Source organism: Streptomyces sp. NPDC006385, assembly GCF_040612485.1.
Lineage (GTDB): Bacteria > Actinomycetota > Actinomycetes > Streptomycetales > Streptomycetaceae > Streptomyces.
In genome coordinates this window covers 25,839-49,578 of the sequence record NZ_JBEXQG010000060.1, presented here as the reverse complement: position 1 = coordinate 49,578, position 23,740 = coordinate 25,839, and the positions used below count along the sequence as shown (strand labels likewise).

General features: G+C 71.6%; 22 protein-coding genes. 15 read left to right on the top strand and 7 right to left on the bottom strand.

What is annotated here, in order from left to right; genetic code table 11:
• Positions 1 to 292 precede the first annotated feature (292 nt).
• From ABZ078_RS33425 to ABZ078_RS33410, 4 genes are all read left to right on the top strand, one after another.
• Complete coding sequence (locus tag ABZ078_RS33425) at positions 293 to 877, top strand: suppressor of fused domain protein (RefSeq protein ID WP_356581588.1); 585 nt, start codon at positions 293 to 295, stop codon at positions 875 to 877.
• Between the two features lie 208 nt (positions 878 to 1,085).
• Complete coding sequence (locus tag ABZ078_RS33420) at positions 1,086 to 1,727, top strand: DUF6758 family protein (protein WP_356581586.1); 642 nt, start codon at positions 1,086 to 1,088, stop codon at positions 1,725 to 1,727.
• 191 nt (positions 1,728 to 1,918) lie between these two features.
• Positions 1,919 to 2,776, top strand: a complete 858-nt coding sequence (locus ABZ078_RS33415) for a PHP domain-containing protein (RefSeq protein WP_356581584.1) — start codon at positions 1,919 to 1,921, stop codon at positions 2,774 to 2,776.
• A gap of 88 nt (positions 2,777 to 2,864) precedes the next feature.
• On the top strand, positions 2,865 to 3,470 hold the full coding sequence (locus ABZ078_RS33410; RefSeq protein WP_356581582.1) for a MarC family protein: 606 nt from the start codon (positions 2,865 to 2,867) through the stop codon (positions 3,468 to 3,470).
• Between the two features lie 71 nt (positions 3,471 to 3,541).
• Here ABZ078_RS33410 and ABZ078_RS33405 read toward each other — a convergent pair whose 3' ends face one another.
• The gene (locus tag ABZ078_RS33405) at positions 3,542 to 3,694 is read right to left on the bottom strand and encodes a hypothetical protein (RefSeq protein ID WP_019757098.1); all 153 of its coding nucleotides are present in this window, start codon (positions 3,692 to 3,694) and stop codon (positions 3,542 to 3,544) included.
• 207 nt (positions 3,695 to 3,901) lie between these two features.
• Here ABZ078_RS33405 and ABZ078_RS33400 point away from each other — a divergent pair, with 207 nt between their 5' ends.
• Positions 3,902 to 4,795, top strand: coding sequence for an NYN domain-containing protein (locus tag ABZ078_RS33400; protein WP_356581580.1), 894 nt, complete (start codon positions 3,902 to 3,904; stop codon positions 4,793 to 4,795).
• A 9-nt stretch (positions 4,796 to 4,804) separates the two neighbouring features.
• On the opposite strand, the gene ABZ078_RS33395 is transcribed toward ABZ078_RS33400, so the two are convergent.
• Together ABZ078_RS33395 and ABZ078_RS33390 are read right to left on the bottom strand one after the other, a co-directional pair.
• Positions 4,805 to 5,704 (bottom strand): alpha/beta hydrolase, encoded by a 900-nt coding sequence (locus ABZ078_RS33395; protein ID WP_356581578.1) that lies wholly within the window; start codon positions 5,702 to 5,704, stop codon positions 4,805 to 4,807.
• A gap of 101 nt (positions 5,705 to 5,805) precedes the next feature.
• Positions 5,806 to 8,250 carry a DEAD/DEAH box helicase gene (locus ABZ078_RS33390; RefSeq protein ID WP_356581577.1) on the bottom strand — a complete coding sequence of 815 codons (2,445 nt, stop codon included), beginning with the start codon at positions 8,248 to 8,250 and terminating at the stop codon, positions 5,806 to 5,808.
• 476 nt (positions 8,251 to 8,726) lie between these two features.
• Between ABZ078_RS33390 and ABZ078_RS33385 the strand changes: the two genes are divergently transcribed.
• The gene (locus ABZ078_RS33385) at positions 8,727 to 9,491 is read left to right on the top strand and encodes a ferritin-like fold-containing protein (RefSeq protein ID WP_062155028.1); all 765 of its coding nucleotides are present in this window, start codon (positions 8,727 to 8,729) and stop codon (positions 9,489 to 9,491) included.
• Between the two features lie 107 nt (positions 9,492 to 9,598).
• On the opposite strand, the gene ABZ078_RS33380 is transcribed toward ABZ078_RS33385, so the two are convergent.
• The 4 genes from ABZ078_RS33380 to ABZ078_RS33365 form a co-directional block, all read right to left on the bottom strand.
• The gene (locus tag ABZ078_RS33380; RefSeq protein WP_356581576.1) at positions 9,599 to 9,868 is read right to left on the bottom strand and encodes a hypothetical protein; all 270 of its coding nucleotides are present in this window, start codon (positions 9,866 to 9,868) and stop codon (positions 9,599 to 9,601) included.
• Positions 9,869 to 10,094: 226 nt separating this feature from the next.
• Entirely contained in the window at positions 10,095 to 10,322 is a 228-nt protein-coding gene (locus ABZ078_RS33375) for a DUF3107 domain-containing protein (protein WP_210577227.1), read from the bottom strand.
• Positions 10,323 to 10,517: 195 nt separating this feature from the next.
• The gene (locus tag ABZ078_RS33370; protein ID WP_356581574.1) at positions 10,518 to 11,159 is read right to left on the bottom strand and encodes a TetR/AcrR family transcriptional regulator; all 642 of its coding nucleotides are present in this window, start codon (positions 11,157 to 11,159) and stop codon (positions 10,518 to 10,520) included.
• A 288-nt stretch (positions 11,160 to 11,447) separates the two neighbouring features.
• Complete coding sequence (locus ABZ078_RS33365) at positions 11,448 to 11,672, bottom strand: hypothetical protein (protein ID WP_356581572.1); 225 nt, start codon at positions 11,670 to 11,672, stop codon at positions 11,448 to 11,450.
• Positions 11,673 to 11,946: 274 nt separating this feature from the next.
• Here ABZ078_RS33365 and ABZ078_RS33360 point away from each other — a divergent pair, with 274 nt between their 5' ends.
• The 9 genes from ABZ078_RS33360 (at position 11,947) to ABZ078_RS33320 (ending at position 23,598) form a co-directional block, all read left to right on the top strand.
• The gene (locus ABZ078_RS33360) at positions 11,947 to 12,987 is read left to right on the top strand and encodes an alpha/beta hydrolase (protein WP_356581570.1); all 1,041 of its coding nucleotides are present in this window, start codon (positions 11,947 to 11,949) and stop codon (positions 12,985 to 12,987) included.
• A gap of 332 nt (positions 12,988 to 13,319) precedes the next feature.
• On the top strand, positions 13,320 to 14,624 hold the full coding sequence (locus tag ABZ078_RS33355) for a DUF3152 domain-containing protein (protein ID WP_356581568.1): 1,305 nt from the start codon (positions 13,320 to 13,322) through the stop codon (positions 14,622 to 14,624).
• Between the two features lie 56 nt (positions 14,625 to 14,680).
• Positions 14,681 to 14,773, top strand: a complete 93-nt coding sequence (locus ABZ078_RS33350) for an Ms4533A family Cys-rich leader peptide (protein ID WP_356581566.1) — start codon at positions 14,681 to 14,683, stop codon at positions 14,771 to 14,773.
• A 189-nt stretch (positions 14,774 to 14,962) separates the two neighbouring features.
• On the top strand, positions 14,963 to 16,681 hold the full coding sequence (locus tag ABZ078_RS33345; RefSeq protein WP_356581564.1) for an ABC transporter substrate-binding protein: 1,719 nt from the start codon (positions 14,963 to 14,965) through the stop codon (positions 16,679 to 16,681).
• Positions 16,682 to 16,713: 32 nt separating this feature from the next.
• A complete protein-coding gene (locus tag ABZ078_RS33340; protein ID WP_356581562.1) occupies positions 16,714 to 17,718 on the top strand; it encodes an ABC transporter permease in 1,005 nt (334 codons plus the stop codon).
• A complete protein-coding gene (locus ABZ078_RS33335; RefSeq protein ID WP_356581561.1) occupies positions 17,715 to 18,722 on the top strand; it encodes an ABC transporter permease in 1,008 nt (335 codons plus the stop codon). The genes ABZ078_RS33340 and ABZ078_RS33335 overlap by 4 nt, the downstream gene beginning before the upstream one ends.
• A complete protein-coding gene (locus tag ABZ078_RS33330) occupies positions 18,719 to 20,386 on the top strand; it encodes an ABC transporter ATP-binding protein (RefSeq protein WP_356581559.1) in 1,668 nt (555 codons plus the stop codon). Before ABZ078_RS33335 ends, ABZ078_RS33330 begins: the two co-directional genes overlap by 4 nt.
• Positions 20,387 to 20,614: 228 nt before the next feature.
• Complete coding sequence (locus ABZ078_RS33325) at positions 20,615 to 22,324, top strand: DUF3492 domain-containing protein (RefSeq protein WP_356581557.1); 1,710 nt, start codon at positions 20,615 to 20,617, stop codon at positions 22,322 to 22,324.
• On the top strand, positions 22,321 to 23,598 hold the full coding sequence (locus ABZ078_RS33320) for a hypothetical protein (protein ID WP_356581555.1): 1,278 nt from the start codon (positions 22,321 to 22,323) through the stop codon (positions 23,596 to 23,598). The genes ABZ078_RS33325 and ABZ078_RS33320 overlap by 4 nt, the downstream gene beginning before the upstream one ends.
• Positions 23,599 to 23,740: the final 142 nt, after the last annotated feature.

The following is a 23,740-nucleotide window of genomic DNA, read 5'->3' as shown; positions in this document are numbered from 1 at the left end:
AAGGCGGCGGTCAGCCGGAGCCGGAACAGCCGAATCAGCTATATCAGTGGCGGGAAGAGCGAGTGGTACTGCACGGTCGACTTCGATCCATAGCAGCCCCACCTCCTCCGGCCGGTCCCTCGTGAGGGACGTTCCATACCCCGTTCGGGGTTCCCCGTAGGGGTCACAATCCGGCGTCGGGACTCGATCGCGACGCTTCTGCGTGCTGCCCCGAACACCGGGCAAGAGTATCAGCCGACTGAAGTGTCAAGGCGCTGCTTTGCCTGGCGCTGACGAGTTCTATGCTCGCCGCATGGCTGATGTTCTTCCTCTGGTCGAGGCCCGGTTGCGTACCGCGCTGGGTGAGCCGGACGCGCGCGCGGCGGTCACCTTCCTCGGTACGGAACGCATCGAGGTGCTCCGTTTCCAGCAGGGCGACATCGTCCGCTACGCCACGCTCGGGATGTCCGCACAGCCCATGAACGACCCCACGGCGATGGTCGCCGACCCGGTCAAGGGCCCCCGCGCCGAGCTGGTCCTCTCGGTCCGATCCGGACTCGCCGACACCGACAAGGTGCTCCGCCCGCTCGCCGTGCTCGCCGCGTCCCCGCAGGTCGAGGGTGTGATCGTGGCCCCCGGCGCCTCCTTGGACGTGGGCGAACCGCTGTGGCCCGGCGCCCCCTTCACCTCGGTGCTGGTCGCCGAGCCGGGCGGCCTGGTCGAGGACCTGGAACTCGACGAGCCCGCCGACCCCGTGCACTTCCTGCCCTTGCTGCCCATGACTCCGAACGAGGCCGCCTGGAAGCGCGTCCACGGCGCCCAGGCCCTCCAGGAGCGCTGGCTGACGAGCGGAACGGACCTTCGGGATCCCGCCCGCACCTCCGTCCCGCTGGCGTGAGCAACCTCACCAACCGCTGGCCGAAACGCGTCAGTTGGCGAACGCGGTGACACCGTCCTCGATCGCGTCCGGGTTCCGGATCGGGTCGACGAGCGTGTTGGCCCATCTGATCAATGTCGGCTACATCTAAAACTGAGTGGTGAAGGGTTCCGTCCGGACGGGTGATCGTCCTTGACGTGACGCGGAAGGGGTAGGACCGTGGAGCCCTATGAGGGGCGAACCCAGTTGCCCGAAGTGTGGTGGCCGGGTCAGGGCTCCCGGACTCTTCGCCGACACCTGGCAGTGTGATGTGCACGGCACCGTGCATCCGGTGCAGCCCGTGATCCCGCCCAGCGTCGAGGCCCTCGGTGTCGTGGTGCACCGCACGCAGGTGCCGGTGTGGATGCCATGGCCGCTGCCGATCGGCTGGCTGTTCACCGGCGTCGCCAGCGCGGGCGACGACCGCAGCGGCGGCCGTGCGGCGGCCGTGGCCTGCTCCGGACCCGGGCCGCTCGGTGGCATGGGCGAGCTGATCCTGGTCGCGGAGGAACTCGGCGTAGGGCTCGGCGCGCGCTATGCGGGCATGGACGGTCCGGACCCGGGTCCGTACATGAACGTCGAGAAGCCACCCCAGGTCAAGGTCCTCGCCGCCGGCCGCCCGACCCCGCTGTGGCATGTCTCCGGCACCCCCGACGACCGTGCCGTCTTCGCGGGGGAGGCGCTCGGGATGTGGCTCTGGGCGGTCGTGTGGCCCGAGCAGTCGGGGCTGCTGATGTACGACGAGCTGGTGCTGACGGATCTGCGGGACGCGGGGGCCGAGGTGGACCTGGTGCCGTGCGGGGCGTTGTCGCCGCGCCTGCTGGAGCCGTAGCGCTCCGCTGGGTGGGCGCAGGCGCCTATGGAGTGCCTATGGAGTGCCGCTTGGGTGCCGCTGGAGTCCCGCGCCCCGGTAGGTCGGTCGGTGTAAGGGGCGCTCGGCGGTACGGGTGTGACAGGGGTCGTTGAAAACCTGGTTATCCTTGAGCGTCCCCTTCCGTGCCGTCATCGACTGGAGTCCGCGTCGTGCGTATCGATCTGCACACCCACTCCACCGCTTCCGACGGCACCGACACCCCCGCCGAGCTGGTGCGGCGCGCCGCCGCGGCCGGACTGGACGTCGTCGCGCTCACCGACCACGACACCACCCGTGGCCACGCCGAGGCGATCGCCGCGCTGCCGGACGGGCTCACCCTCGTCACCGGCGCCGAGCTCTCCTGCCGTATCGACGGCATCAGCATGCACATGCTGGCCTACCTCTTCGATCCCGAGGAGCCGGCGCTGCTCGCCGAGCGGGAGCTGGTGCGCGACGACCGGGTGCCCCGGGCCAAGGGAATGATCGCCAAGCTCAACGCGCTGGGCGTCCCCGTCACCTGGGAACAGGTGCTGCGGATCGCCGGCGACGGCTCGGTCGGCCGGCCGCACGTCGCCTCCGCGCTGGTCGAGCTCGGTGTCGTACCGACCGTGGGCGACGCCTTCACACAGGACTGGCTGGCCGACGGCGGCCGGGCCTTCGTGGAGAAGCACGAGACCGACCCGTTCGAAGCGATCCGGCTGATCAAGGCCGCGGGCGGCGTCGCCGTCTTCGCGCACCCGGCCGCGAGCAAGCGGGGCCGCACGGTGCCGGAGTCCGCGATCGCGGCGATGGCCGCGGCGGGGCTCGACGGCATCGAGGTCGACCACATGGACCACGATCCCGACGCACGCGCGCGACTGCGCGGGCTCGCCAAGGAGCTCGGGCTGCTGACGACCGGGTCCAGCGACTACCACGGCAGCCGGAAGACGTGCGTGCTCGGCGAGTACACGACGGATCCCGAGGTGTACGGCGAGATCACGCGCCGGGCGACCGGGGCGTTCCCCGTGCCCGGGACCGGCGGGGTCTGAGGTTCACACCCTCCACATCCAGCACACCCCCCCGGCACCTCATGCTCCGGGCCCCGTTCCGTTCGTTTCGTTTCTCCGCAAGGCACTCATGTTCGACCTCGCCGTCTTCGGCTCCCTGTTCCTGACCCTCTTCGTCATCATGGATCCCCCCGGGATCACCCCGATCTTCCTCGCGCTCACCGCCGGCCGGCCCGCCAAGGTGCAGAAGCGGATGGCCTTCCAGGCCGTCTGTGTGGCGGGCGGCGTGATCGCGGTCTTCGGGCTCCTCGGCCACCAGATCCTCGATTACCTGCACGTCTCCGTCCCCGCGCTGATGATCGCGGGCGGGCTGCTGCTCCTGCTGATCGCGCTCGACCTGCTCACCGGCAAGACGGACGAGCCGAAGCAGACCAAGGACGTCAACGTCGCCCTCGTACCGCTGGGCATGCCGCTGCTGGCCGGGCCGGGTGCGATCGTGTCGGTCATCCTCGCCGTGGAGAAGGCCGACAGCGTCGGCACGCAGGTGTCGGTGTGGTCGGCGATCCTCGCCATCCATGTCGTGCTGTGGCTCGTGATGCGGTACTCGCTGCTGATCATCCGGGTCATCAAGGACGGCGGTGTGGTCCTGGTGACGAGGCTCGCCGGCATGATGCTGTCGGCGATCGCCGTGCAGCAGATCATCAACGGCGTCACCCAGGTGATCAAGGGAAGCTGAGGTCGCCTCTCTCATGCACAAGGGCCCCGTACGGCGTCGCTGCCGTACGGGGCCCGGAGGCATCAACGAAATTACGAGGCCGTGGGTTCGGTCGGGCGGATCCAAAGTCGCTGGCCGATCGCGGCGGCCTGCTGAACGATCCGGTTGACGGAGGCGGCGTCCACGACGGTGCTGTCCACGGCCGTGCCGTCGACCTCGTCGAGTCGCATGATCTCGAAGCGCATGGGCTTCTCCCTTCGTCTGGTCATCCTCCTGAGGAGAACTACTGCGTTACACACGTATGCAACGGTCTGCCTGTGACAAACATTCCCTACGCTAAAGAAAATTTTCGAACGACTAACTACTGACCGGTAAGCGGTCGTTGAGTTATCAGTCCGAGACCGACCGGGACCGGTTGTGTTCGCAGCGTGACCGCCGGGACAATGGAATCGATGAACGACGACCTCGCGGCGCTCGCCGCCCGCATCGACCGCACCAACGAGCTGCTGCAACGCATGCTCGCCGAGGTGGCGAAGACGCCCTCCACCCATGCGATCTTCGTCGACGCGGGCTATCTGTACGCCGCCGCGGGACGCCTGGTCGCCGGTACGGAGGACCGCCGGGCCTTCGACCTCGATGCCGAGGGGCTGATCGAGGCGCTCATCGACAGGGCGCGCACGATCTTCGCGGACAGCAGGCTGCTGCGGGTCTACTGGTACGACGGCGCCCGCCGCCGCATCCACACGGCGGAACAGCAGTCGATCGCCGAGCTCCCCGACGTGAAGGTGCGGCTGGGGAACCTCAACGCCAACAACCAGCAAAAGGGCGTCGATTCACTGATCCGGACCGACCTGGAGTCCCTGGCCAGACACCGTGCCATCAGCGACGCGGCACTGCTCGGCGGCGACGAGGACCTGGTGTCGGCGGTCGAGGCGGCGCAGGGGTACGGGGCGCGGGTGCACCTGTGGGGCATCGAGGCGCCGGAGGGCCGCAACCAGGCCGAGCCGCTGCTCTGGGAGGTCGACAGCCAGCGCACGTTCGACCTCGACTTCTTCAAGCCGTACGTCTCCCGGCGCACCGCCGCCGCGTACGAGACGGCGGGCGCTCGGCCGACCCGGGAGGACGTCCGGTTCGTCGGCGCGCAGATCGCGGCGAAGTGGCTCGCGGCGCGGGGGCGGGAGTCGCTCGTGGAACTGCTGCCCGGGCACCCGTACCTGCCCGGCTCGGTGGACCAGGATCTGCTGGTGGAGGCGGAGGGGCTGCTGCAGTACTCGCTGCGCGGGCAGGCGGATCTGCGGCGGGCGCTGCGGGACGGGTTCTGGGAGCACTTGCAGGCGCAGTACTAGCGGGGGCCGCTAGGCGTCCGAGGGCTGTGGTCCGTCGTCGGTGCCGTCGACGCCGTCCCAGAAGTCGGCGACGGCCTGGGCCGTGCGCAGGGGCTGATCGGCGTTGGGAGAGTGCTCGGCGCCGGGGATGATCGTCCGGCGGGCGTTCAGTCGTGCGGCCATGTCGTCGAGGACCGGGATCGGCCAGGTGTCGTCGCTGGCGCCCGACAGGACGTGGAACGGGAGCGGGACGGCGGCGAGTTCCTCGACGCGGTCCGGTTCCGTGCACAACTGACGCCCCGTGGCGAGGAGCTGGGCGGGCTTCGTGCCGAGCCAGCGGCGGCGCAGCAGGTCCTGGCCACCGATGCCGCGGGCCGGTCCGCCGACCTCCTCGGGCGGACCCATGGCGCGGATGGCCTCCCACGTCTCCGCCATGCTCATCACCGAGAGCGCGTCCCGCAGCAGCTTCACGCGTTGCTGCTGGGACTCGGAGATCTGGGCGGGGCCCGACGCCATGAGGGTGAGCGAGCGGAACGGGGAGTGGTCGAGGAGAACGGCGGCCCGGGAGATCTGGCCGCCGAGGGAGTGGCCGAGGAGGTGGAGGGGGCCGCCCACGGCTGCCGCCTGAGCGAGGACGTCCCGGGCCAACTCGCCCTGCGCGTACGGGGACTCGTCGTGCTCGGGTCCGTCCGACTCGTGCTGCCCCCGACCGTCCACGGCGATCGTCCGGTACCCGCGCGCCGCGAGCGGCTGGTGCATGAGCGTGAAGTCCTCCTTGCTGCCGGTGAAGCCGGGGAGCAGCAGGGCGACGCCCCGGGGTTCGACGCCGGGGGCGACGGGGCAGTCGACGACCGCGAAGGTGCCGCGGGAGGTGTGGAGCGGGTAGGCGCGGGCGCTAGGGGGCGGCGTGAAGGCGGGTTGGGTGGTCACGGGGGGAGGGTAGCGGGTGCGCTGGGGCGGGCGTCGGGGTGGGCGGGAATGCCGACGGCCCGGTCCCCCCTCGCGTGGGGGACCGGGCCGTCGTACGGGGATCAGCTCTCCGCGGGCTCCGCGGCGGCCGTGGCCTTGCGGGTACGGCGGCGCGGCGCGGGCGCCTGCGTGGCCGTGGGCTCCTGCGCGGCCTGGGCCGGGATGTCCGCGGCAGGAACGGCGACCGGAGCGGCGGACGCTGCGGTCTTGCGGGTGCGGCGCGGCTTGGTTTCCGTGCCTTCGGCCGTGTCGGCGGCGGCTTCGGCGGTGGCCGCGGTCTTGCGGGTGCGGCGTGCCTTGGGCTTGGCCTCGGTGGCCTCCGGCTCGGCGGCGGATGCCGCGGTCTTGCGGGTGCGGCGCGGCTTGGCTTCTGTGCCTTCGGCCGTGTCGGCGGTGGCTTCGGCGGTGGCCGCGGTCTTGCGGGTGCGGCGTGCCTTGGGCTTGGCCTCGGTGGCCTCGGCTGTGTCGACGGCCGTCTCCGCGGCGGCGGTCGCCTTGCGCGTGCGGCGCGTCTTCGGCTTGGCCTCCTCGGCTTCCGGCTCCTGGGCCGGCTGGGCCGGGGCGGCGGCTTCGGCGGACGCCGCGGTCTTGCGGGTGCGGCGCGGCTTGGCTTCTGTGCCTTCGGCCGTGTCGGCGGCGGCTTCGGCGGTGGCCGCGGTCTTGCGGGTGCGGCGTGCCTTGGGCTTGGCCTCGGTGGCCTCGGCCGTGTCGACAGTCGTCTCCGCCGGGGTCGTCGCCTTACGGGTGCGGCGGCGCGGCTTGGTGGCGGGAGCCTCCTCGGGCTCCGAGACCTGCGTGGCCTCGGCCGCAGGCGCCGTCACAACCTCGGGCGCCGTCACAACCTCGGGCGCCGTCACAGCCTCAGGCGCCGCCACCGCCTCGGCCGAAGTCGCCTTCGGCTCCGCCGACTTGCGCGTCCGGCGGCGGCGCGGCTGGGCCGGGGTCTCCCCGGTGGTGTCCAGGTCCGGGCCCTCGGCCGTCGTGACGGCCGCCTCGGCGGCGTCGGCGGGCTCGGGGGACGTGGCCGTCACGGCCGGAGTCGGCTCCGCCGACGCCCCGCCGCGCGTGCGGCGACGGCGGCGCGGGGTGCGCGGTGCGGTGACCGACTCGGCCGTGGTCGCCTCGGCGGTCTCGGTCTCCTGCGGCACGCCGGAACCGGCGGCGGGTGCCGGCGTCGCGTCCAGCGGTGCACCGCCACGCGTACGGCGACGGCGACGCGGCGTACGCGCCGGGCGCTCACGCTCCGAGGACGAGGAGGACGAGCGGGACTCGTCCCGGCCGCCTCGGCCACCGCGACCGCGCGCACCGCGTCCGCCGGTCTCGCCGAGGTCCTCCAGTTCCTCCGCCCCGAGCCCGGCGCGCGTGCGCTCCGAACGCGGCAGGACACCCTTGGTGCCCGCGGGGATGTTCAGCTCCTCGAAGAGGTGCGGGGAGGTGGAGTACGTCTCCGGCGGGTCGTTGAAGTTCAGTTCCAGCGCCTTGTTGATCAGCTGCCAGCGCGGGATGTCGTCCCAGTCGACGAGAGTGATCGCGATGCCCTTGGCGCCCGCGCGGCCGGTGCGGCCGATGCGGTGCAGGTACGTCTTCTCCTCTTCCGGCGACTGGTAGTTGATGACGTGCGTCACGCCCTCGACGTCGATGCCGCGGGCGGCGACGTCGGTGCAGACGAGGACGTCCACCTTGCCGTTGCGGAAGGCACGCAGCGCCTGCTCACGGGCGCCCTGGCCGAGGTCGCCGTGGACCGCGCCGGCGGCGAAACCGCGCTGCTGGAGCTGGTCGGCGAGGTCGGCCGCGGTGCGCTTCGTCCGGCAGAAGACCATGGCCAGTCCCCGGCCGTCGGCCTGCAGTATGCGCGCGACCATCTCCGGCTTGTCCATGTTGTGCGCGCGGTAGACGAACTGCGCGGTGTTCGCGACCGTCGCGCCCTCGTCGTCCGGCGCGGTGGCGCGGATGTGGGTGGGCTGCGACATGTAACGGCGCGCGAGGCCGATGACCGCGCCCGGCATGGTCGCCGAGAACAGCATGGTCTGGCGCCTGGCCGGCAGCATGTCGATGATCTTCTCGACGTCGGGGAGGAAGCCCAGGTCGAGCATCTCGTCGGCCTCGTCGAGGACGAGCGCCTTGATGTGCTTGAGGTTGAGCTTCTTCTGGCCGGCGAGGTCCAGCAGTCGGCCCGGGGTGCCCACGATCACGTCGACGCCCTTCTTGAGGGCCTCGACCTGGGGCTCGTAGGCCCGGCCGCCGTAGATGGCGAGGACGCGGACGTTGCGCACCTTGCCCGCGGTCAGCAGGTCGTTCGTCACCTGCGTGCACAGCTCGCGGGTGGGGACGACGACGAGCGCCTGCGGGGCGTCGGTGAGGTCCTCGGGCTTGGCGCGCCCGGCCTCCACGTCGGCGGGGACGGTGACGCGCTCCAGGAGCGGGAGACCGAAGCCCAGCGTCTTGCCGGTGCCGGTCTTGGCCTGGCCGATGACGTCCGTGCCGGAGAGGGCGACGGGGAGGGTCATCTCCTGGATGGGGAAGGGGTTGACGATGCCGACGGCCTCAAGGGCCTCGGCGGTCTCGGGAAGGATTCCGAGCTCTCGGAAAGTCGTAGTCAGGGTGCTGCCTCTTCTGTGTGCGCGGTGCGAGGCGAGCGCGGGGGTCGTTGACGGACCGTGCCGGGGGACGTCGGCTGCCGTACGGTCGGGGCCGTAAGGCACGGGACCACTGCCGACGCTCTAGCGCTCGTACCGCTGAGGGTGTCCCCCTCCGGGCTCCGTACGCAGAGTGCCGTACGGCCGTGGAGGGCTGTCGGGTCGGAGCCGATCGGGCCACCGACCGGGCATCCTCATAACGTGCGGCCCGTCGAATACGTCAGAGTACTCAGCGGGCGCATTACCACCATACCCCGGAAACGCGCACATGCGATGGCCGAATTGGTCACGTAGTCGGCGTCACACTGATTGACCAGGGCCTTCCGTGACGCGGTGAGCGGGCTATTGTGCGCTTCATGACGACGCCTGACAACACCCCTGACGCCTCCGACACCGCTGACTCCACCGTCGAACACACCGGGGTAGCCGCCCAGGACTGGGCGCAGGCCTCCGCCGATCCGCAGTACCGGGCCGCTGTCGTGGACCTGCTCGGCGCGCTGGCCTACGGGGAGCTCGCGGCGTTCGAGCGGCTGGCGGAGGACGCCAAGCTGGCGCCGACGCTGGCGGACAAGGCGGAGCTGGCGAAGATGGCGTCGGCCGAGTTCCACCACTACGAGAAGCTGCGGGACCGGCTCACCGAGATCGGCGCCGAGCCGACGCAGGCCATGGAGCCGTTCGTCGCCGCGCTGGACGGGTTCCACAAGCAGACGGCGCCGTCGGACTGGCTGGAAGGGCTGGTCAAGGCGTACGTCGGTGACTCGATCGCCAGTGACTTCTACCGGGAGGTCGCGGCTCGGCTCGACTCGGACACCCGGGGACTGGTGCTGGCCGTCCTCGATGACACCGGGCATGCGTCGTTCGCCGTGGAGAAGGTGCGGGCCGCGATCGATGCCGACCCGCGCGTGGGTGGGCGGCTCGCGTTGTGGGCTCGGCGGCTGATGGGGGAGGCGCTGTCCCAGTCGCAGCGGGTGGTCGCCGACCGGGACGCCCTGTCGACGATGCTCGTGGGCGGGGTCGCGGACGGCTTCGATCTCGCGGAGGTCGGGAAGATGTTCTCGCGGATCACCGAGGCTCACACGAAGCGGATGGCTGCGCTGGGGCTGGCGGCTTAGCGCCGCGCCCGGTACTGGGGGCCTGGGTCCGTGGCCCCCGGACTCCGCTTCGGCCGCCTCGCCCGTGCCAGGCGGTCAGGGGTCCGGCGGCCGCTCCTCCTCGGGGTTCACGCGGTCGCCGAGTGGCGGCGGAGTCTTCCCGAGGGGCGTACCAGCAGGGAGAGCGACGCGGCGGAGACGATCGCGGCGCCGACGAGGACCACGAAGAGGTTGCCGAAGTCCAGCGCGGTGTGCGTGATGAAGGCGCCGAAGAGGCCACCGGCGACACCCGTCGGCAGGACCAGGGAACGGGCGGGCAGACGGTGTGGCAGGCGGTGGGCGGCAGCCCACGCCAAGGCCAGGCCGAGGATCGCGGAGCTGAGCGCTTCCATGAGCATGTTGGGGTCCCTCCCACATGGCCGGCCTGCTCGAAACAGTCGTAGCCCGTCATACCCCTGACCTGCGGAATGCAATCCTCCCCCCGTGATCGACCTGTGCTCCATCCGTGGAGGAGATCCAGCGGAGCGCGCCCATGAGGGAGAAGGCCCATGAGGGAGAAGAAGGAGGGGCCCGGCGAACGCAGTCGCCGGGCCCCTCCTGTCACGCCTGTCTGTCGGCGTCTGCCTACAGCGCGCCGAAGCCCACCTTGCGCGGGGCCGGCTCACCGAGCTCCACGTACGCGAGTCGGTCGGCCGGGACCAGGACCTTGCGGCCGTGCTCGTCCACGAGGCTCAGCAGCGCCGACTTCCCGGCCAGCGCGTCGGACACCGCCCGCTCGACCTCCTCGGCACTCTGACCGCTCTCCAGAACGATCTCGCGGGGCGCGTGCTGCACGCCGATCTTGACCTCCACGGCTATGTCCCTCCGACGGTCAGTGAAGTGCGCGACCTTCCGCGCCGTACCCAGCACACATTAGCCCGGTGAGGGGACGTACATGCTCCGCCCGAGAACGCCAGGAGCGAACAGCGGACGGGAACAAACGCCCCGCACACGCGCGTGCGTGCCGGTAAGGCGTGACGCGCGCGAACGTGTCGCGAACGTGTGACGTCAGTGGTGCTCGGAGCCGTGCAGCGGGAAGCCCGCGATGCCACGCCATGCCAGGGAGGTGATCAGCTGCACCGCCTGGTCGCGCGGAACGCTGCGGTCGCTGTGCAGCCAGGAGCGGGCCACGACCTGGGCGAGGCCGCCGAGACCGGAGGCGAGCAGCATCGACTCCGCGCGCGAGAGGCCGGTGTCCTCGGCGATGACGTCGCAGATCGCCTCGGCGCATTCGTTCGTGACCTTGTCGACGCGCTCGCGTACGGCCGGCTCGTTCGTCAGGTCCGACTCGAAGACCAGACGGAAGGCGCCGCCGTCGTCCTCGACGTACGCGAAGTACGCGTCCATCGTCGCCCGGACGCGCTGCTTGTTGTCGGTCGTCGACGCGAGCGCGTTGCGTACGGCCTGGATCAGCGACTCGCAGTGCTGGTCCAGCAGGGCGAGGTAGAGGTCGAGCTTGCCGGGGAAGTGCTGGTAGAGCACCGGCTTGCTGACGCCGGCGCGCTCGGCGATGTCGTCCATCGCGGCAGCGTGGTAGCCCTGCGCGACGAAGACCTCCTGGGCCGCGCCCAGAAGCTGGTTCCGTCGGGCACGGCGCGGCAGGCGAGTGCCCCGCGGGCGCGCCGCCTCTGTCTGCTCGATGGCTGTCACGCCGCCTCCCAAGATCGTCCACATGCGGTGTGCGCCGCGCCGCCATCGTACTTTTCGGTAACCCGGGTGTGCGCGGTGTGAGCGCAGAATTTCACGTACCGGACAGTGATGAAAGTCGCACAGAAGGTTTGAAACCGGGGTGGAACGGGCAAGAAGTGGCCTCTCTCCTGTTCAGTGGCACTCGATTCCGTGCCACTGTGCTTCCGTCCTTGCGCGTTTTCGTGCTTTCGCGCCCGGTTGCACCTTCGTTCGGCTCATCGGCTCATCGGCTCCCTGAGCGGGCCCATGTCACCGGTAGTCGTCCTCGTCGATGGAGACGACGCGTGTCTGTTCGACAAGATCGGCCTCGTTGGCCCGGTCCGGGTTCACGCCCGTCAGCGGGTCATCGCGGTCCGGTCGGACGTCGGCGTGCTGTTCGGCCGCGTCGGCCGCAGGGGCCTCGACGTCGAACTCCTGGGCTTCCTCGGTGTCGTCGTCCGCGAACGTCTCGGGGTCGGTGGGATCGACGGCCATGGCGGGCTCCCTTCCTAGAACGTCCCCCGGGGGCACAACGTCCCTGGGTGAGCAGGGGTCCTCCTACGGGTGCCCTGCGTATGAGCCTAGGGAACACCGGTTCCGGACGCTATGCGATGTGCGGGGGATCCGTGGGTGATTCGGACATGCGCCGGGCGGCTTCTGTGAGCGCGGCGCCCGTGGCCGGTTCCCTGTCCGGATATCTGCCATGTACGTGTCGACTTGTGACGGCGAACACATGAACCATGGCGTGATCGTCTCGTAACATTGCCGCATGTCTTCGACCGAGCTCCCGTCCGCGCCGGCCGCCAATGTGCTCCCCAAGGTGGCGACCGTCAGGGTCGCGGAGGGCGAGCGGCTGCGGTCGGTGGGACTGCCGGGGATCACGCTGACGGTGCGGTCGAGGCCGCCCGCGCGCGAGGGGCTGCCGCCCGCGCTGTACGTCCACGGACTCGGCGGTTCCTCGCAGAACTGGTCGGCGCTGATGGAGCAACTCGAGGGTGACGTCGACTGCGAGGCCGTCGACCTGCCGGGCTTCGGCGACTCGCCACCACCGGACGACGGCGACTACTCGATCACCGCGCACGCACGCGCGGTGATCCGCTATCTCGACGCCTCGGACCGCGGCCCCGTACACCTCTTCGGCAACTCGCTCGGCGGCGCGGTCACCACGCGCGTCGCCGCGGTGCGCCCCGACCTGGTCCGTACCCTCACCCTCGTGTCGCCCGCGCTGCCAGAACTCCGAGTCCAGCGCACCGCCGTGCCCACCGGGCTGCTGGCGGTGCCCGGGGTGACCGCGCTCTTCACACGGATGACCAGGCAGTGGACGGCGGAGCAGCGGGTCCGTGGCGTGATGCACCTGTGCTACGGCGACCCCGAGCGGGTGACTCCGGAAGGATTCCGCAACGCGGTCGAAGAGATGGAGCGCCGGCTCCAACTGCCGTACTTCTGGGACGCGATGACGCGTTCCGCGCGCGGGCTGGTCAACGCCTACACCCTGGGCGGCCAGCACGCGCTGTGGCGCCAGGCCGAGCGGGTGCTGGCGCCGACGCTGCTCATCTACGGCGGCCGGGACCAGCTCGTGGGCTACCGCATGTGCCGGAAGGCCGCGCGCAGCTTCCGTGACTCCCGTCTGCTGACCCTGCCGGAGGCCGGGCACGTGGCGATGATGGAGTACCCCGAGGTGGTCGCCCGCGCGTTCCGTGAACTGGTCGCGGAGGCGGGGGAGCCGGCGACGGCCGGACGCGTTGTCGGCGAGGGCACGACCGGGAGCGCGGGCAAGGGCGAGGCCGTGACCGAGAACGCGGGGAGCTGAGGCGCGACGTGGGACGCCACAGCCGCCGCGGGCCCGCCAAGCGCGACACCGCGGACACAACCGCACGACAGGGTTCCCGCGGAGCGCAGCCCGAGGCGGGCTCCGCCCAACGGGGGCCGTCCGTGCCGGGGCAGGGACCGGGCAGGGCCCCGGCCGCACGTCCGGGGACGGCGCCGGGCGCGGGCCAGAGCGGTTGGCCGCAGTCCGGTGGTCCTGGTGGTCCCGGCGGCCCCGGTGGCCCTGGCGGTGGGGGTCCTGGTGATCCCGGCGGTGACGGTCGCGGTGGTCCCGGTGGTCGCCGGGTGCCGGTGCCGCCGCCTGGCTGGCAGGGGATGCCGACGGGTGGGACGCCGACTTACGGACGACGAGGCCCTTCGGACGGCACGCCCGCGCAGGGGGTCGCGAGGCTCCCCGACGGCACGCCCGCGCACGGCTTCCCGAGGCTCCCCGACGGCACGCCCGCGCACGGCGTCCCCCACACCCGTGCCGGGCACCCCGAGCAGCGGGAAACCGGGGGCGGCTGGGGCGAGTTGAGGGGGCGGCCGGGGGCCGCGTACGGCGCTCCCGGCGCGGCCGGCGCTCCGCCCACCACCGGCGCACCCCTGCCGCGCCCCCGGCGGGCGTCCCCGTCCGAGGGGCCCCGGCAGGACTACCTCGACGCCTTCGACGAGGATGCCGACGTCGTCGCGCCCCACAGGTCCGACTCCGCGCACGCCTCAGGCCCGTACGCCTCCGTCACCGACTGGGACACCGGTTCCGGCAACGGAGTGGGGAACGGCACCGGCCTCGACGGCGACGCCCCGCCGACCGGCGAACCCGTGGCGGGGAAGGGCGGCAAGAGCCGGACGTTCACCGGCATCGCGGCGGCCGCCGTCGTCACCGTGCTGGCCGTCGTCGTCGCCGGACAGGTCGCGCAGGGGCGGGACGACGGCGACGTGCAGTCGCAGTCCGCCGACGATCAGGCGCGGGACGCCCGCGACTCGGCCACGCGCGGGGACGGGCGGCCGACGCCCTCGGGTTCGCCGAGCGTGGCGCCGCTGACGTACGAGCAGAAGATGGACCGGACGTACGCGCTGAGCGCGACGCTCAAGGGCTCGGGGAAGTTCGACGCGATCCCGGGGATCGACAAGGCGCCCGGCACGGGACAGAAGTTCACCTATCGCGTGGACGTGGAGCAGGGGCTCGGGCTCGACGGCGAACTCTTCGCCGAAGCGGTGCAGAAGACGCTCAACGACGACCGGAGCTGGTCCCACAGCGGCGCCCGCACCTTCGAGCGGATCTACACCGGCAAGCCCGACTTCGTCATCACCCTGGCCAGCCCCGGCACCACCGCCGTCTGGTGCGCCAAGTCCGGACTCGACACCACCGAGGACAACGTCTCGTGCGACTCGGCCGCCACCGAGCGCGTGATGATCAACGCGTACAGATGGGCTCAGGGGGCGGAGACCTACGGTGATCGGATGCACGCGTACCGGCAGATGCTGATCAACCACGAGATCGGCCACCGGCTCGGCTTCAACCACGTCACCTGCGACAAGGACGGCGACCTCGCCCCGGTCATGCAGCAGCAGACCAAGTTCCTCGAACACGACGGGATCCGCTGTCGGCCCAACCCCTGGCCGTATCCCGGGAGTTGACGGGTGGGGTATGCGTCACATTGACATGTGCAGCGACTTCGTACATATTTCTGCACATGTCGTCCCGTCACACCTCCTCCCGCGCCGCCATCGAGCTGGCGCTCCTCGGTGTGACCGCTCTGTGCGTGGCCGACATTCACTGTCGCTGACGCCCGCCTTCAGGCGTTCGCGTCGCGATTGCTTTTCCCTTCTTGCGTGAGTCTCCGGGTTTCCGATCCCCGGCCTTCTCATGTGCTTCCGACGACCCGGCGCCGAGGCAGACGTCTGTCCACTTCCGTCTCACTCTGCGTCAAACTGTCTCGCCCTTCGAGACTCATCACTCCGAGAGGTCGTCTCCGATGCGTCAACCGTCCGTCATAGCGCGCCGCCTGGCCGCGGCATCCGTCAGCCTGGTCGTGGCAGCGGGTGCGGCCGCCTGCGGGCCCGAGGACAACGGTGCCAAGGGCGCCGGCGGCGACTCGACGCCCCACAAGGGCGGCACGCTCACGGTCCTGAACTCCCGCCCGCAGCAGGACTTCGACCCGGCCCGCCTGTACACCTCCGGCGGGGGCAACGTCCCCTCCCTCGTCTTCCGCACCCTCACCACCCGCAACCGCGAGAACGGCGAGGCCGGCGCCAAGGTCGTCCCCGACCTCGCCACCGACACCGGGCGCCCCAACAAGGACGCGACCGTGTGGACGTACACGCTGAAGGAGGGCCTCAAGTACGAGGACGGCACCCCGATCACCTCGGCCGACATCAAGTACGGCATCGAGCGCTCCTTCGCCCCGGAACTGTCCGGTGGCGCCCCGTACCTGAGGGACTGGCTGGTCGGCGGCGCCGACTACCAGGGGCCGTACAAGGACAAGGGCGGGCTCGACTCGATCGAGACGCCGGACCAGCGGACCATCGTCTTCCACCTGAACAAGCCCGAGGGCGAGTTCCCGTACCTGGCCACGCAGACACAGTTCACGCCCGTCCCCAAGGGCAAGGACACCGGCACGAAGTACGAGCAGCACCCGATCTCGTCCGGGCCGTACAAGGTCGTCAGGAACGAGAACGACGGGGAGCGGCTCGTCCTGGAGCGCAACCCGCACTGGTCCGCCTCGACGGACGCCGAGCGCAAGGCGTACCCGGACAGGATCGACGTACGGTCCGGGCTCGACTCCTCCGTGATCAACCAGCGGCTGTCCTCGTCCCAGGGAGCGGACGCGGCCGCGGTCACCACGGACACCAACCTCGGCCCTGCCGAACTGGCCAAGGTGACCGGCGACAAGGAACTCGCTGCTCGCGTCGGCACCGGACACTTCGGCTACACCAACTACCTCGCGTTCAACCCGACGATCAAGCCGTTCGACAACGTCAAGGTGCGGCAGGCGATCTCGTACGCCATCGACCGGTCGTCCGTGGTCAACGCGGCCGGCGGTTCCGCGCTGGCCGAGCCCGCCACCACCTTCCTGCCGGACCAGAAGTCCTTCGGCCACACGCCCTACGACCACTTCCCGGCGGGCAAGGCCGGTGACCCGGCCAAGGCCAAGAAGCTGCTGAAGGAGGCCGGTTACGGGAACGGGCTGACCGTCACCCTGACCCACTCCAACGCCAAGGACTTCGAGACCAGCCCCGAGATCGCGACCGCCGTGCAGGACGCGCTGAAGAAGGCGGGCATCACGGTCGAGCTGGAGGGTCTGGAGGAGAACGACTACTCCGACAAGATCCACGACGTGAAGACCGAGCCCGGTTTCTTCCTCGCCCACTGGGGTGCCGACTGGCCCTCCGGAGGCCCGTTCCTCGCCCCCATCTTCGACGGCCGGCAGATCGTCAAGGACGGCGCCAACTTCAACACGGGCCTGCTGGATGACAAGTCGGTCAATGCGGAGATTGACGCGATCAACAAGTTGACCGATCTTGACGCCGCCGCCAAGAGGTGGGGTGCGCTGGACAAGAAGATCGGCGAGCGGGCGCTGACCGTGCCGCTGTTCCACCCGGTCTACAAGCGGCTGTACGGCAAGGACGTCAAGAACATCGTGATCAGTGACTGGACCGGTGTTCTGGACATCTCCCAGGTCGCGGTCAAGTAGTCCAGACAGTCAATGGATCTGGTCAAGTCATCATGAGTGAGACCTTGTTGGCCTCCCGGACCCCCGGGGCGGACACCGCCGTCCCGGGGGCCTCGGGGGCTCGTCAGTTCTGGCGGCGGCTGCGGACGCAGCGTGCCGCCCTCGTCGCGGCGGTCGTCGTCGCGCTGCTCGTCCTGGTCGCGCTCGCCGCACCCCTGCTCACCGCGATCGAGGGCCAGGACCCGACCACGTACCACCCCTCCCTGGTGGACTCCGCGCGCGGGGGCGTGCCCGTCGGTTCGTTCGGCGGAATGAGCGCCGACCACTGGCTCGGCGTCGAGCCGCAGACCGGCCGGGACCTGTTCGCGCGGCTGGTGTACGGCGCGCGCGTGTCGCTCGGCGTCGCGCTCGCGGCCACGGTCGTACAGCTCGTGCTGGGCGTCGTCGTGGGCGTCGCGGCCGGGCTCGGCAACCGCTGGGTGGACCTGCTCCTGACCCGGGTCGCCGACATCTTCGTGGCCATGCCGCTGATGGTCGTCGCGCTCGCCCTGCTCGCCGTCGTGCCCACGGCCTTCCCGCGCCCCGTCCTGGTGGCGCTGGTCGTGGGCCTGGTCTCCGGCTGGGGCACGCTCGCCAAGATGGTGCGCGCGCAGACGCTCACCCTCAAGGAGCTCGACTACGTCGCCGCCGCCCGGCTCAGTGGCTGGAGCACGGTCCGGATCGCCCGCCGCGAGCTGCTTCCCGGGCTCGCGGCCCCCGTCATCACCTTCGCGGCGATCCTCGTACCGACGAACATCACCGTCGAGGCGGCCCTGTCCTTCCTCGGCGTGGGAGTGAAGCCGCCGACGCCCTCCTGGGGGCAGATGCTGACCTCCGCGGACGTCTGGTACCAGGCGGCACCGCAGTATCTGCTGCTGCCCGCGGGCGCGCTGTTCGTGACCGTCCTCGCCCTCACCGTGCTCGGCGACGGCGTGCGCACCGCACTCGACCCGCGCGCGGCCTCCCGGCTGCGCGTCGGGACGGGCCGCAAGCGGGAGACCCAGGGAGGTGCCCTGTGACCGGCCTCAGTGGACTCGGCGGTTTCGTCCTGCGCCGTGCCGTCGGCGCCCTGGTCACCCTGTTCGCCCTCTCGGTGATCATCTACGTCGTCTTCTACGTCACTCCCGGCAACGTCGCCCAGATCACCTGCGGCCCGCGCTGCTCGCCCGCCCAGGTGCAGCAGGTGGCCGAGCAACTGCACCTGAACGACCCCCTGTACGCGCGCTACTGGCACTTCCTGGAGGGCCTCGTCGCCGGTCAGGATCACTCCACCGGCACCTCGGTCCAGCACTGCTCGGCGCCCTGCCTCGGGCTGTCGTACCAGAGCGACCAGGAGGTCACCGCGCTGATCCTCGCGAAGCTGCCGGTCACGGCTTCCCTCGCGCTCGGCGCGATGGCGCTGTGGCTGGTCATCGGCGTCGGCACGGGTGTGCTGTCGGTGTGGCGGCGCGGGCGGCTCACCGAGCGGCTGCTGACCACGCTGACCCTCGCGGGCATGGCCACTCCCGTCTTCGTCATCGGCCTCGTCCTGATGATCGTCGTCTGCGGGCAGTTGGAGCTGCTGCCCTTCCCGCAGTACGTCGCCTTCACCGACGACCCCGAGCAGTGGGCCTGGAACCTGCTGCTGCCCTGGCTGTCGCTCGCGCTCATCGAGTCCGCGACGTACGCCAGGCTGACCCGGGCCTCGATGCTGGAGACGCTCGCCGAGGACCACGTCCGCACCTTCCGGGCCTACGGCGTCGGGGAGCGGGCGATCATCTGGCGGCACGCCCTGCGCGGTGCGGTGGCCCCGCTCATCGCCGTGAACGCCAACAACATCGGCGTCCTGTTCGGCGGTGCCGTGCTCACCGAGACGCTGTTCGGCCTGCCCGGCATCGGCCGGGAGATGGTCGAGGCGGTCAAGGTCGTCGACCTGCCGGTGGTCGTCGGCATGGTCCTGGTGACCGGCTTTTTCGTTGTTCTCGCCAATGCCGTCGCGGACGTCCTGTACGCGGTGGCCGACCGACGGGTGGTGCCGGCGTGAGCGACGCCGAGAAGATCCCCGCACAGGACGCCGGCAAGGGCTCGCCCACCGGCCTCGTCGAAGTGACCGGCCTGACGGTCGAGTTCGGCGACCTGCGCGCCGTCGACGGGCTCTCCTTCCGGCTGGAGCGCGGCGCCGCCCTCGCCCTCGTCGGTGAGTCCGGCTCCGGCAAGTCCACGGTCGCCGCGGCCCTGCTCGGCCTGCACCGCGGCACGGGCGCGCGGGTCGGCGGCGCCGTCGAGGTGGCCGGTGTGGACGTACGGAAGGCGCCGGAGGAGGCACTGCGGCGGCTGCGCGGCGGGAAGGCCGCGATGGTCTTCCAGGACCCGCTGTCGTCCCTGGACCCGTACTACGCCATCGGGGACCAGATCGCCGAGGTGTACCGCGTGCACACGCGTGCCTCGCGACGAGCGGCACGCGCGCGTGCCGTTCAGGTGCTGGACCGGGTCGGCATCCCGGACGCGGTACGGCGGTCCCGTTCGCGCCCGCACGAGTTCAGCGGCGGCATGCGCCAGCGCGCCCTCATCGCCATGGCGCTGGCCTGCGAGCCCGACCTGCTGATCGCCGACGAGCCGACGACCGCGCTCGACGTGACCGTCCAGGCGCAGATCCTCGACCTGCTGCACACACTCCGCGAGGAGACCGGCACGGGGCTCCTCCTCGTCACGCACGACGTCGGCGTCGCCGCCGAGAGCGTCGACGAGGTGCTCGTCATGCGGCACGGGCGTGCCGTCGAACACGGGCCGGTCACCGCCGTACTGGGATCGCCCGCGCAGCCGTACACACGCGAACTTCTCGGTGCGGTCCCGCGGGTGGACGCGCCGCGCGCCACCGCCGAGGCGTCGCCTGAGCCGCCAGGGGACCGGGCGGCGGACGTCGTCCTGGAGGCGAGCGGCCTGCGGCGTGAGTTCGGACGCGGAAAGCGGGCGTTCGCCGCGGTGGACGACGTGTCGCTGACGATCCACAGAGGCGAGACCGTCGGGATCGTGGGCGAGAGCGGCAGCGGCAAGACGACGCTCGGGCGCATGCTGGTCGGCCTCCTGGAACCGACGGCGGGAGAGGTCCGCTACGAGGGGCACGCACGCGTGGGCGTCGATCCGTCCGTGCAGATGGTCTTCCAGGACCCCGTCTCCTCCCTCAACCCCCGCCGCAGCGTCGGCGAGTCGATCGCCGACCCGCTCCGCGCGCGGGGCGAGGGCGACGAGGGCCGCATCCGGGGGCGCGTGCGGGAACTGCTGGAGCGCGTGGGGCTCGAAGCGGCGCACTACGACCGCTACCCGCACGAGTTCAGCGGCGGTCAGCGCCAGCGCGTGGGCATCGCGCGGGCGCTCGCGGCCGATCCGCGCCTCATCGTCTGCGACGAACCCGTCTCCGCGCTCGACGTCACCACCCAGGCCCAGGTGGTCGCCCTGCTCGGCGAGTTGCAGCGCGAACTCGGGCTCGCGCTCGTCTTCGTCGCGCACGACCTCGCCGTCGTCCGCCAGGTCAGCGACCGGGTGGCGGTGATGCGGCGCGGGCGGATCGTCGAGGAGGGCGCCGTCGACGAGGTGTACGACAACCCGCAGGACCCGTACACCAAGCAGCTCCTGGCCGCCGTACCGGCACTCGATCCGCGGGTCGCGGCCCAGCGTCGCGCCGGGCGACGGGAGTTGGCCGCAGTGTGACCGTGACCGCACCGGCCGTCCGAGCCGTTCAGACGTGACGATCCGTGCGCGCTTGATCTCCTAGCGCGACGGAACGCGACCTGCACGGGAAAGTTACGACCGTTCACCCCTTTTGGTGGTGCGATGGACAACCGTCCGTCGCACCACCGCCTTGTCCGCATACGTTCGTCCCGCTGCGAGCCGCCCGGGGAACGGCGGCTCCCCTTAAGGGAGATCGGGGGTGCACACGTGCGCATCGGACTGATTGCGGAGGGTGGCTATCCGTATGTGAGCGGTGACGCCAGGCTCTGGTGCGACCGGCTCGTGCGCGGGCTCGGACAGCACGAGTTCGACATCTACGCGTTCAGCCGCGGCGAGCACCAGGACAACGAGGGCTGGGTGCCACTGCCGCCGCAGGTCAGCCGGGTGCGCACGGCTCCGCTGTGGACGGCCGAGGAGGACGGGGTGGCCTACGGCCGCCGCGCGCGCCGGCGGTTCGCCGAGTGCTACGGCGAGCTGGCGGCCGTGCTCTGTGCGGGGGGCGCCAGGGACTCCTCCGAAGCGTCGGAGGACACGGCCGCCACTGAGGCGGACCGTTTCGGCAACGCGCTGTACGGGCTCGCCGAACTCGCCCGCGAAGAGGGCGGACTCGTGGGCGCGCTCCGCTCCGAGGCCGCCGTACGCACCCTTGAGCGCGCGTGCCGGGCGCGGGGCGCCCTGCGCACGGCGCGTGAGGCGCGCGTACCTGATCTGCTGGCCGTCGCCGCGCACCTCGAACGCGCCCTGCGCCCCCTCTCGCTCGACTGGTACGAGGACGACGGACTGGGCTCGGCCGACGTGTGCCACGCCACGTCCGGCGGCTCTGCTGCCCTGCCCGGCCTGCTCGCCCGCCACTTCTGCGGCGTACCCCTGCTGCTGACCGAGTACGGAGTCCGGCTCCGCACGCACTATCTGGACACCACCGAGCCCTCGCCCGCCGTACGCGCCCTGCTCGCCGCCTTCCACGGCAGGCTCGCCGCCGAGACCTACGCCCGGGCCGCCCTCGTCACGCCCGGCAATTCCCACGCCCGCCGCTGGCAGGAGCGCTGCGGCGCCGACCGCGCCAAGCTCCGCACGGTCTACCCCGGCATGGACGCCACCCGCTTCGCGGAGGTCGGCGAGGCACCAGAGGGCGCGGACCCGGACACGCTCGTCTGGGTCGGCCGTATCGAACCGGCCAGGGACCTGGTGTCGTTGCTGCACGCCTTCGCCGAGGTCCGCAAGGAGCAGCCGAAGACCCGCCTGCGTGTCATCGGCAGCCCCTCGGGGTCCGAGGGCGCCGCCTACCTCGGCCATTGCCAGGCGCTGGCCGCGCAACTCTTCCCCGACGAGGCGGAGGGCCCGCACACGGTCGGCGACAACCCGGTCTCCTTCGAGGAGCTCGGCGGTCCGGAGCTCCCGACCCTCGCCGAGGCGTACGCCTCAGGTGCCGTCGCCGTCCTGTCCAGCGTCGTCGAGGGTTTCCCGATCAGCCTGATCGAGGCCATGTTCTGCGGCCGCGCGACGGTGTCCACGGACGTCGGCGCGGTGGTGGAGGTCATCGGCGGCACCGGTCTCGTCGTCCCGCCACGCAACCCACGGGCGCTCGCGGAAGCCTGTGTCGCGCTGTTGCGCGACCCCGAGCGCCGGGCACGCCTGGGCGCCGCGGCACGCGCGCGTGCGCTCGAACTGTTCACCGTCGAGCAGAACGTCGCAGCATTTCACAGCATTTACCTGGAGATCGTCTCGCGCACACCGGTCCGCCGCGTCGTCCTCGACGAGGCCGGGGACCCGCTGCCCTTCGCCTTCCCCGCCGAGGCCCGTGTCCCCGGCCGCTGGACCGGGCGCACGGCGCACCTGGTGGGCCGCGGCGGCCCGGACCTGCCGACGGCACGCCCCGCGCGCGCCACCGCGCTGCGGGCGACGGAGGCGGCGCGATGAGCGGCCTGGGAGGACTGGACCGCCCAGGGGCCCCCACCACTCCCGGGGCGCGGGACGAGCGGTCGCAGGAGTGGCCCGTGGCAGAGACGGACGTACAGGACGCACCCGAGGAAGAGAGCGCCGACGCGCCTGCGACCGGCAGCGGCGAACGGACCGCCCCCCGCGCCCCCGCCCGCCGACAGCCCTCCCCCCGCCGCGCCGGCGGCGACCCCGTGAAGGCGCTCATGCACCGCCACCGCGACCTGTGCGCACGCGCGGTGGACCCGCTGGAGATCGCCGCCGGCCTGGAAGCCCACGGCGTCACCGACCGCACCGCGGCACGCTTCCTGCACCGGGACGTCTTCTCCCTCGCGGAGGAGATGTACGCCCGAGCACCCCGCGACGAGGACACGCCCCCCAACTCCCCGGCCGTCACGACGCCCCGCGCGCGAGCCGACTGGCTGGTGCTCACCCTCCTGCCCGGAGCGCTCTGCGCGGCGACGGTGACCGGCCTGCACCTCACCCACGGCCAGTCCCGCCTGATCACGGCCACCGCGGGAGCCCTCGCCGTCGCCCTCGCCCTGCGCGCGGCCGTGGCCCGCGGCCCCCTCGCCGCCAAGGACCGCAGGCACCCGACCGCCACCCGGATGTGCTGGCTCATCGCCTACGCCCTCCTCGGCGACGGACTCCTCAGGGAAGCCGTCGCCGCGGGCCCCGACGCCCTCCCCACCGGCACCGCCGACGGCTCCTGGCCGCTCGCCGCCGCCCCCGTCCTGGCCCTCACCCTGTCCGTCGCCCCGGCGGCCTGGTGCGCCCACCTCCTCGCCGCACGAGCGCGCCGCAAACTGTCGGCCAGCCGAGCCCTGGAGGAGTTCGCCGCCGCCGTGAAGCCTCTGCTCCTCGGCATCTTCGCCCTCCACCTCGGCGCCCTGACGGCCCTGCTGCTCCTGACCGCCACGGTCCTGGAGGAGCCCGCCGCCTACCCCCAGACCCTCACCCTCGGCGCCCTCCTGCTCCTCAGCCGCCTCCTGACGACCCACGGCTTCACCCACGCCCCCGCCCTGGTCCTCACCGCCACAGCAACAGCCGAGGCCACGGCCCTGGCCACCGTCTTCGCCTCCCGCCTCCCCGGCTGCGGCTGGCTGGCGACGCCGTTCCAGACCCTCGTCGACACCTGGGGTCCGGGTGCCGTCCCGACAGCGGCCTGCGGCGCGGGCGCCCTGACGCTCCTGCTCCACGCGATGCGCACCCTCACGAGGGCATCGGCACACGCACCGCGGGACCAGCCGTGGTGACCCGGCGGCAACCGGCGCGGCCCGGCACCGCAACGCGCCACAGGCATTCCACGCGCCCCAGCCTGCGGCACCGGCGCCTCCACCCCGCGGCACCGGCTGCCGCAGGCATACCGCGCCCAGAAACCCGCTGAAGCCCTTCTCC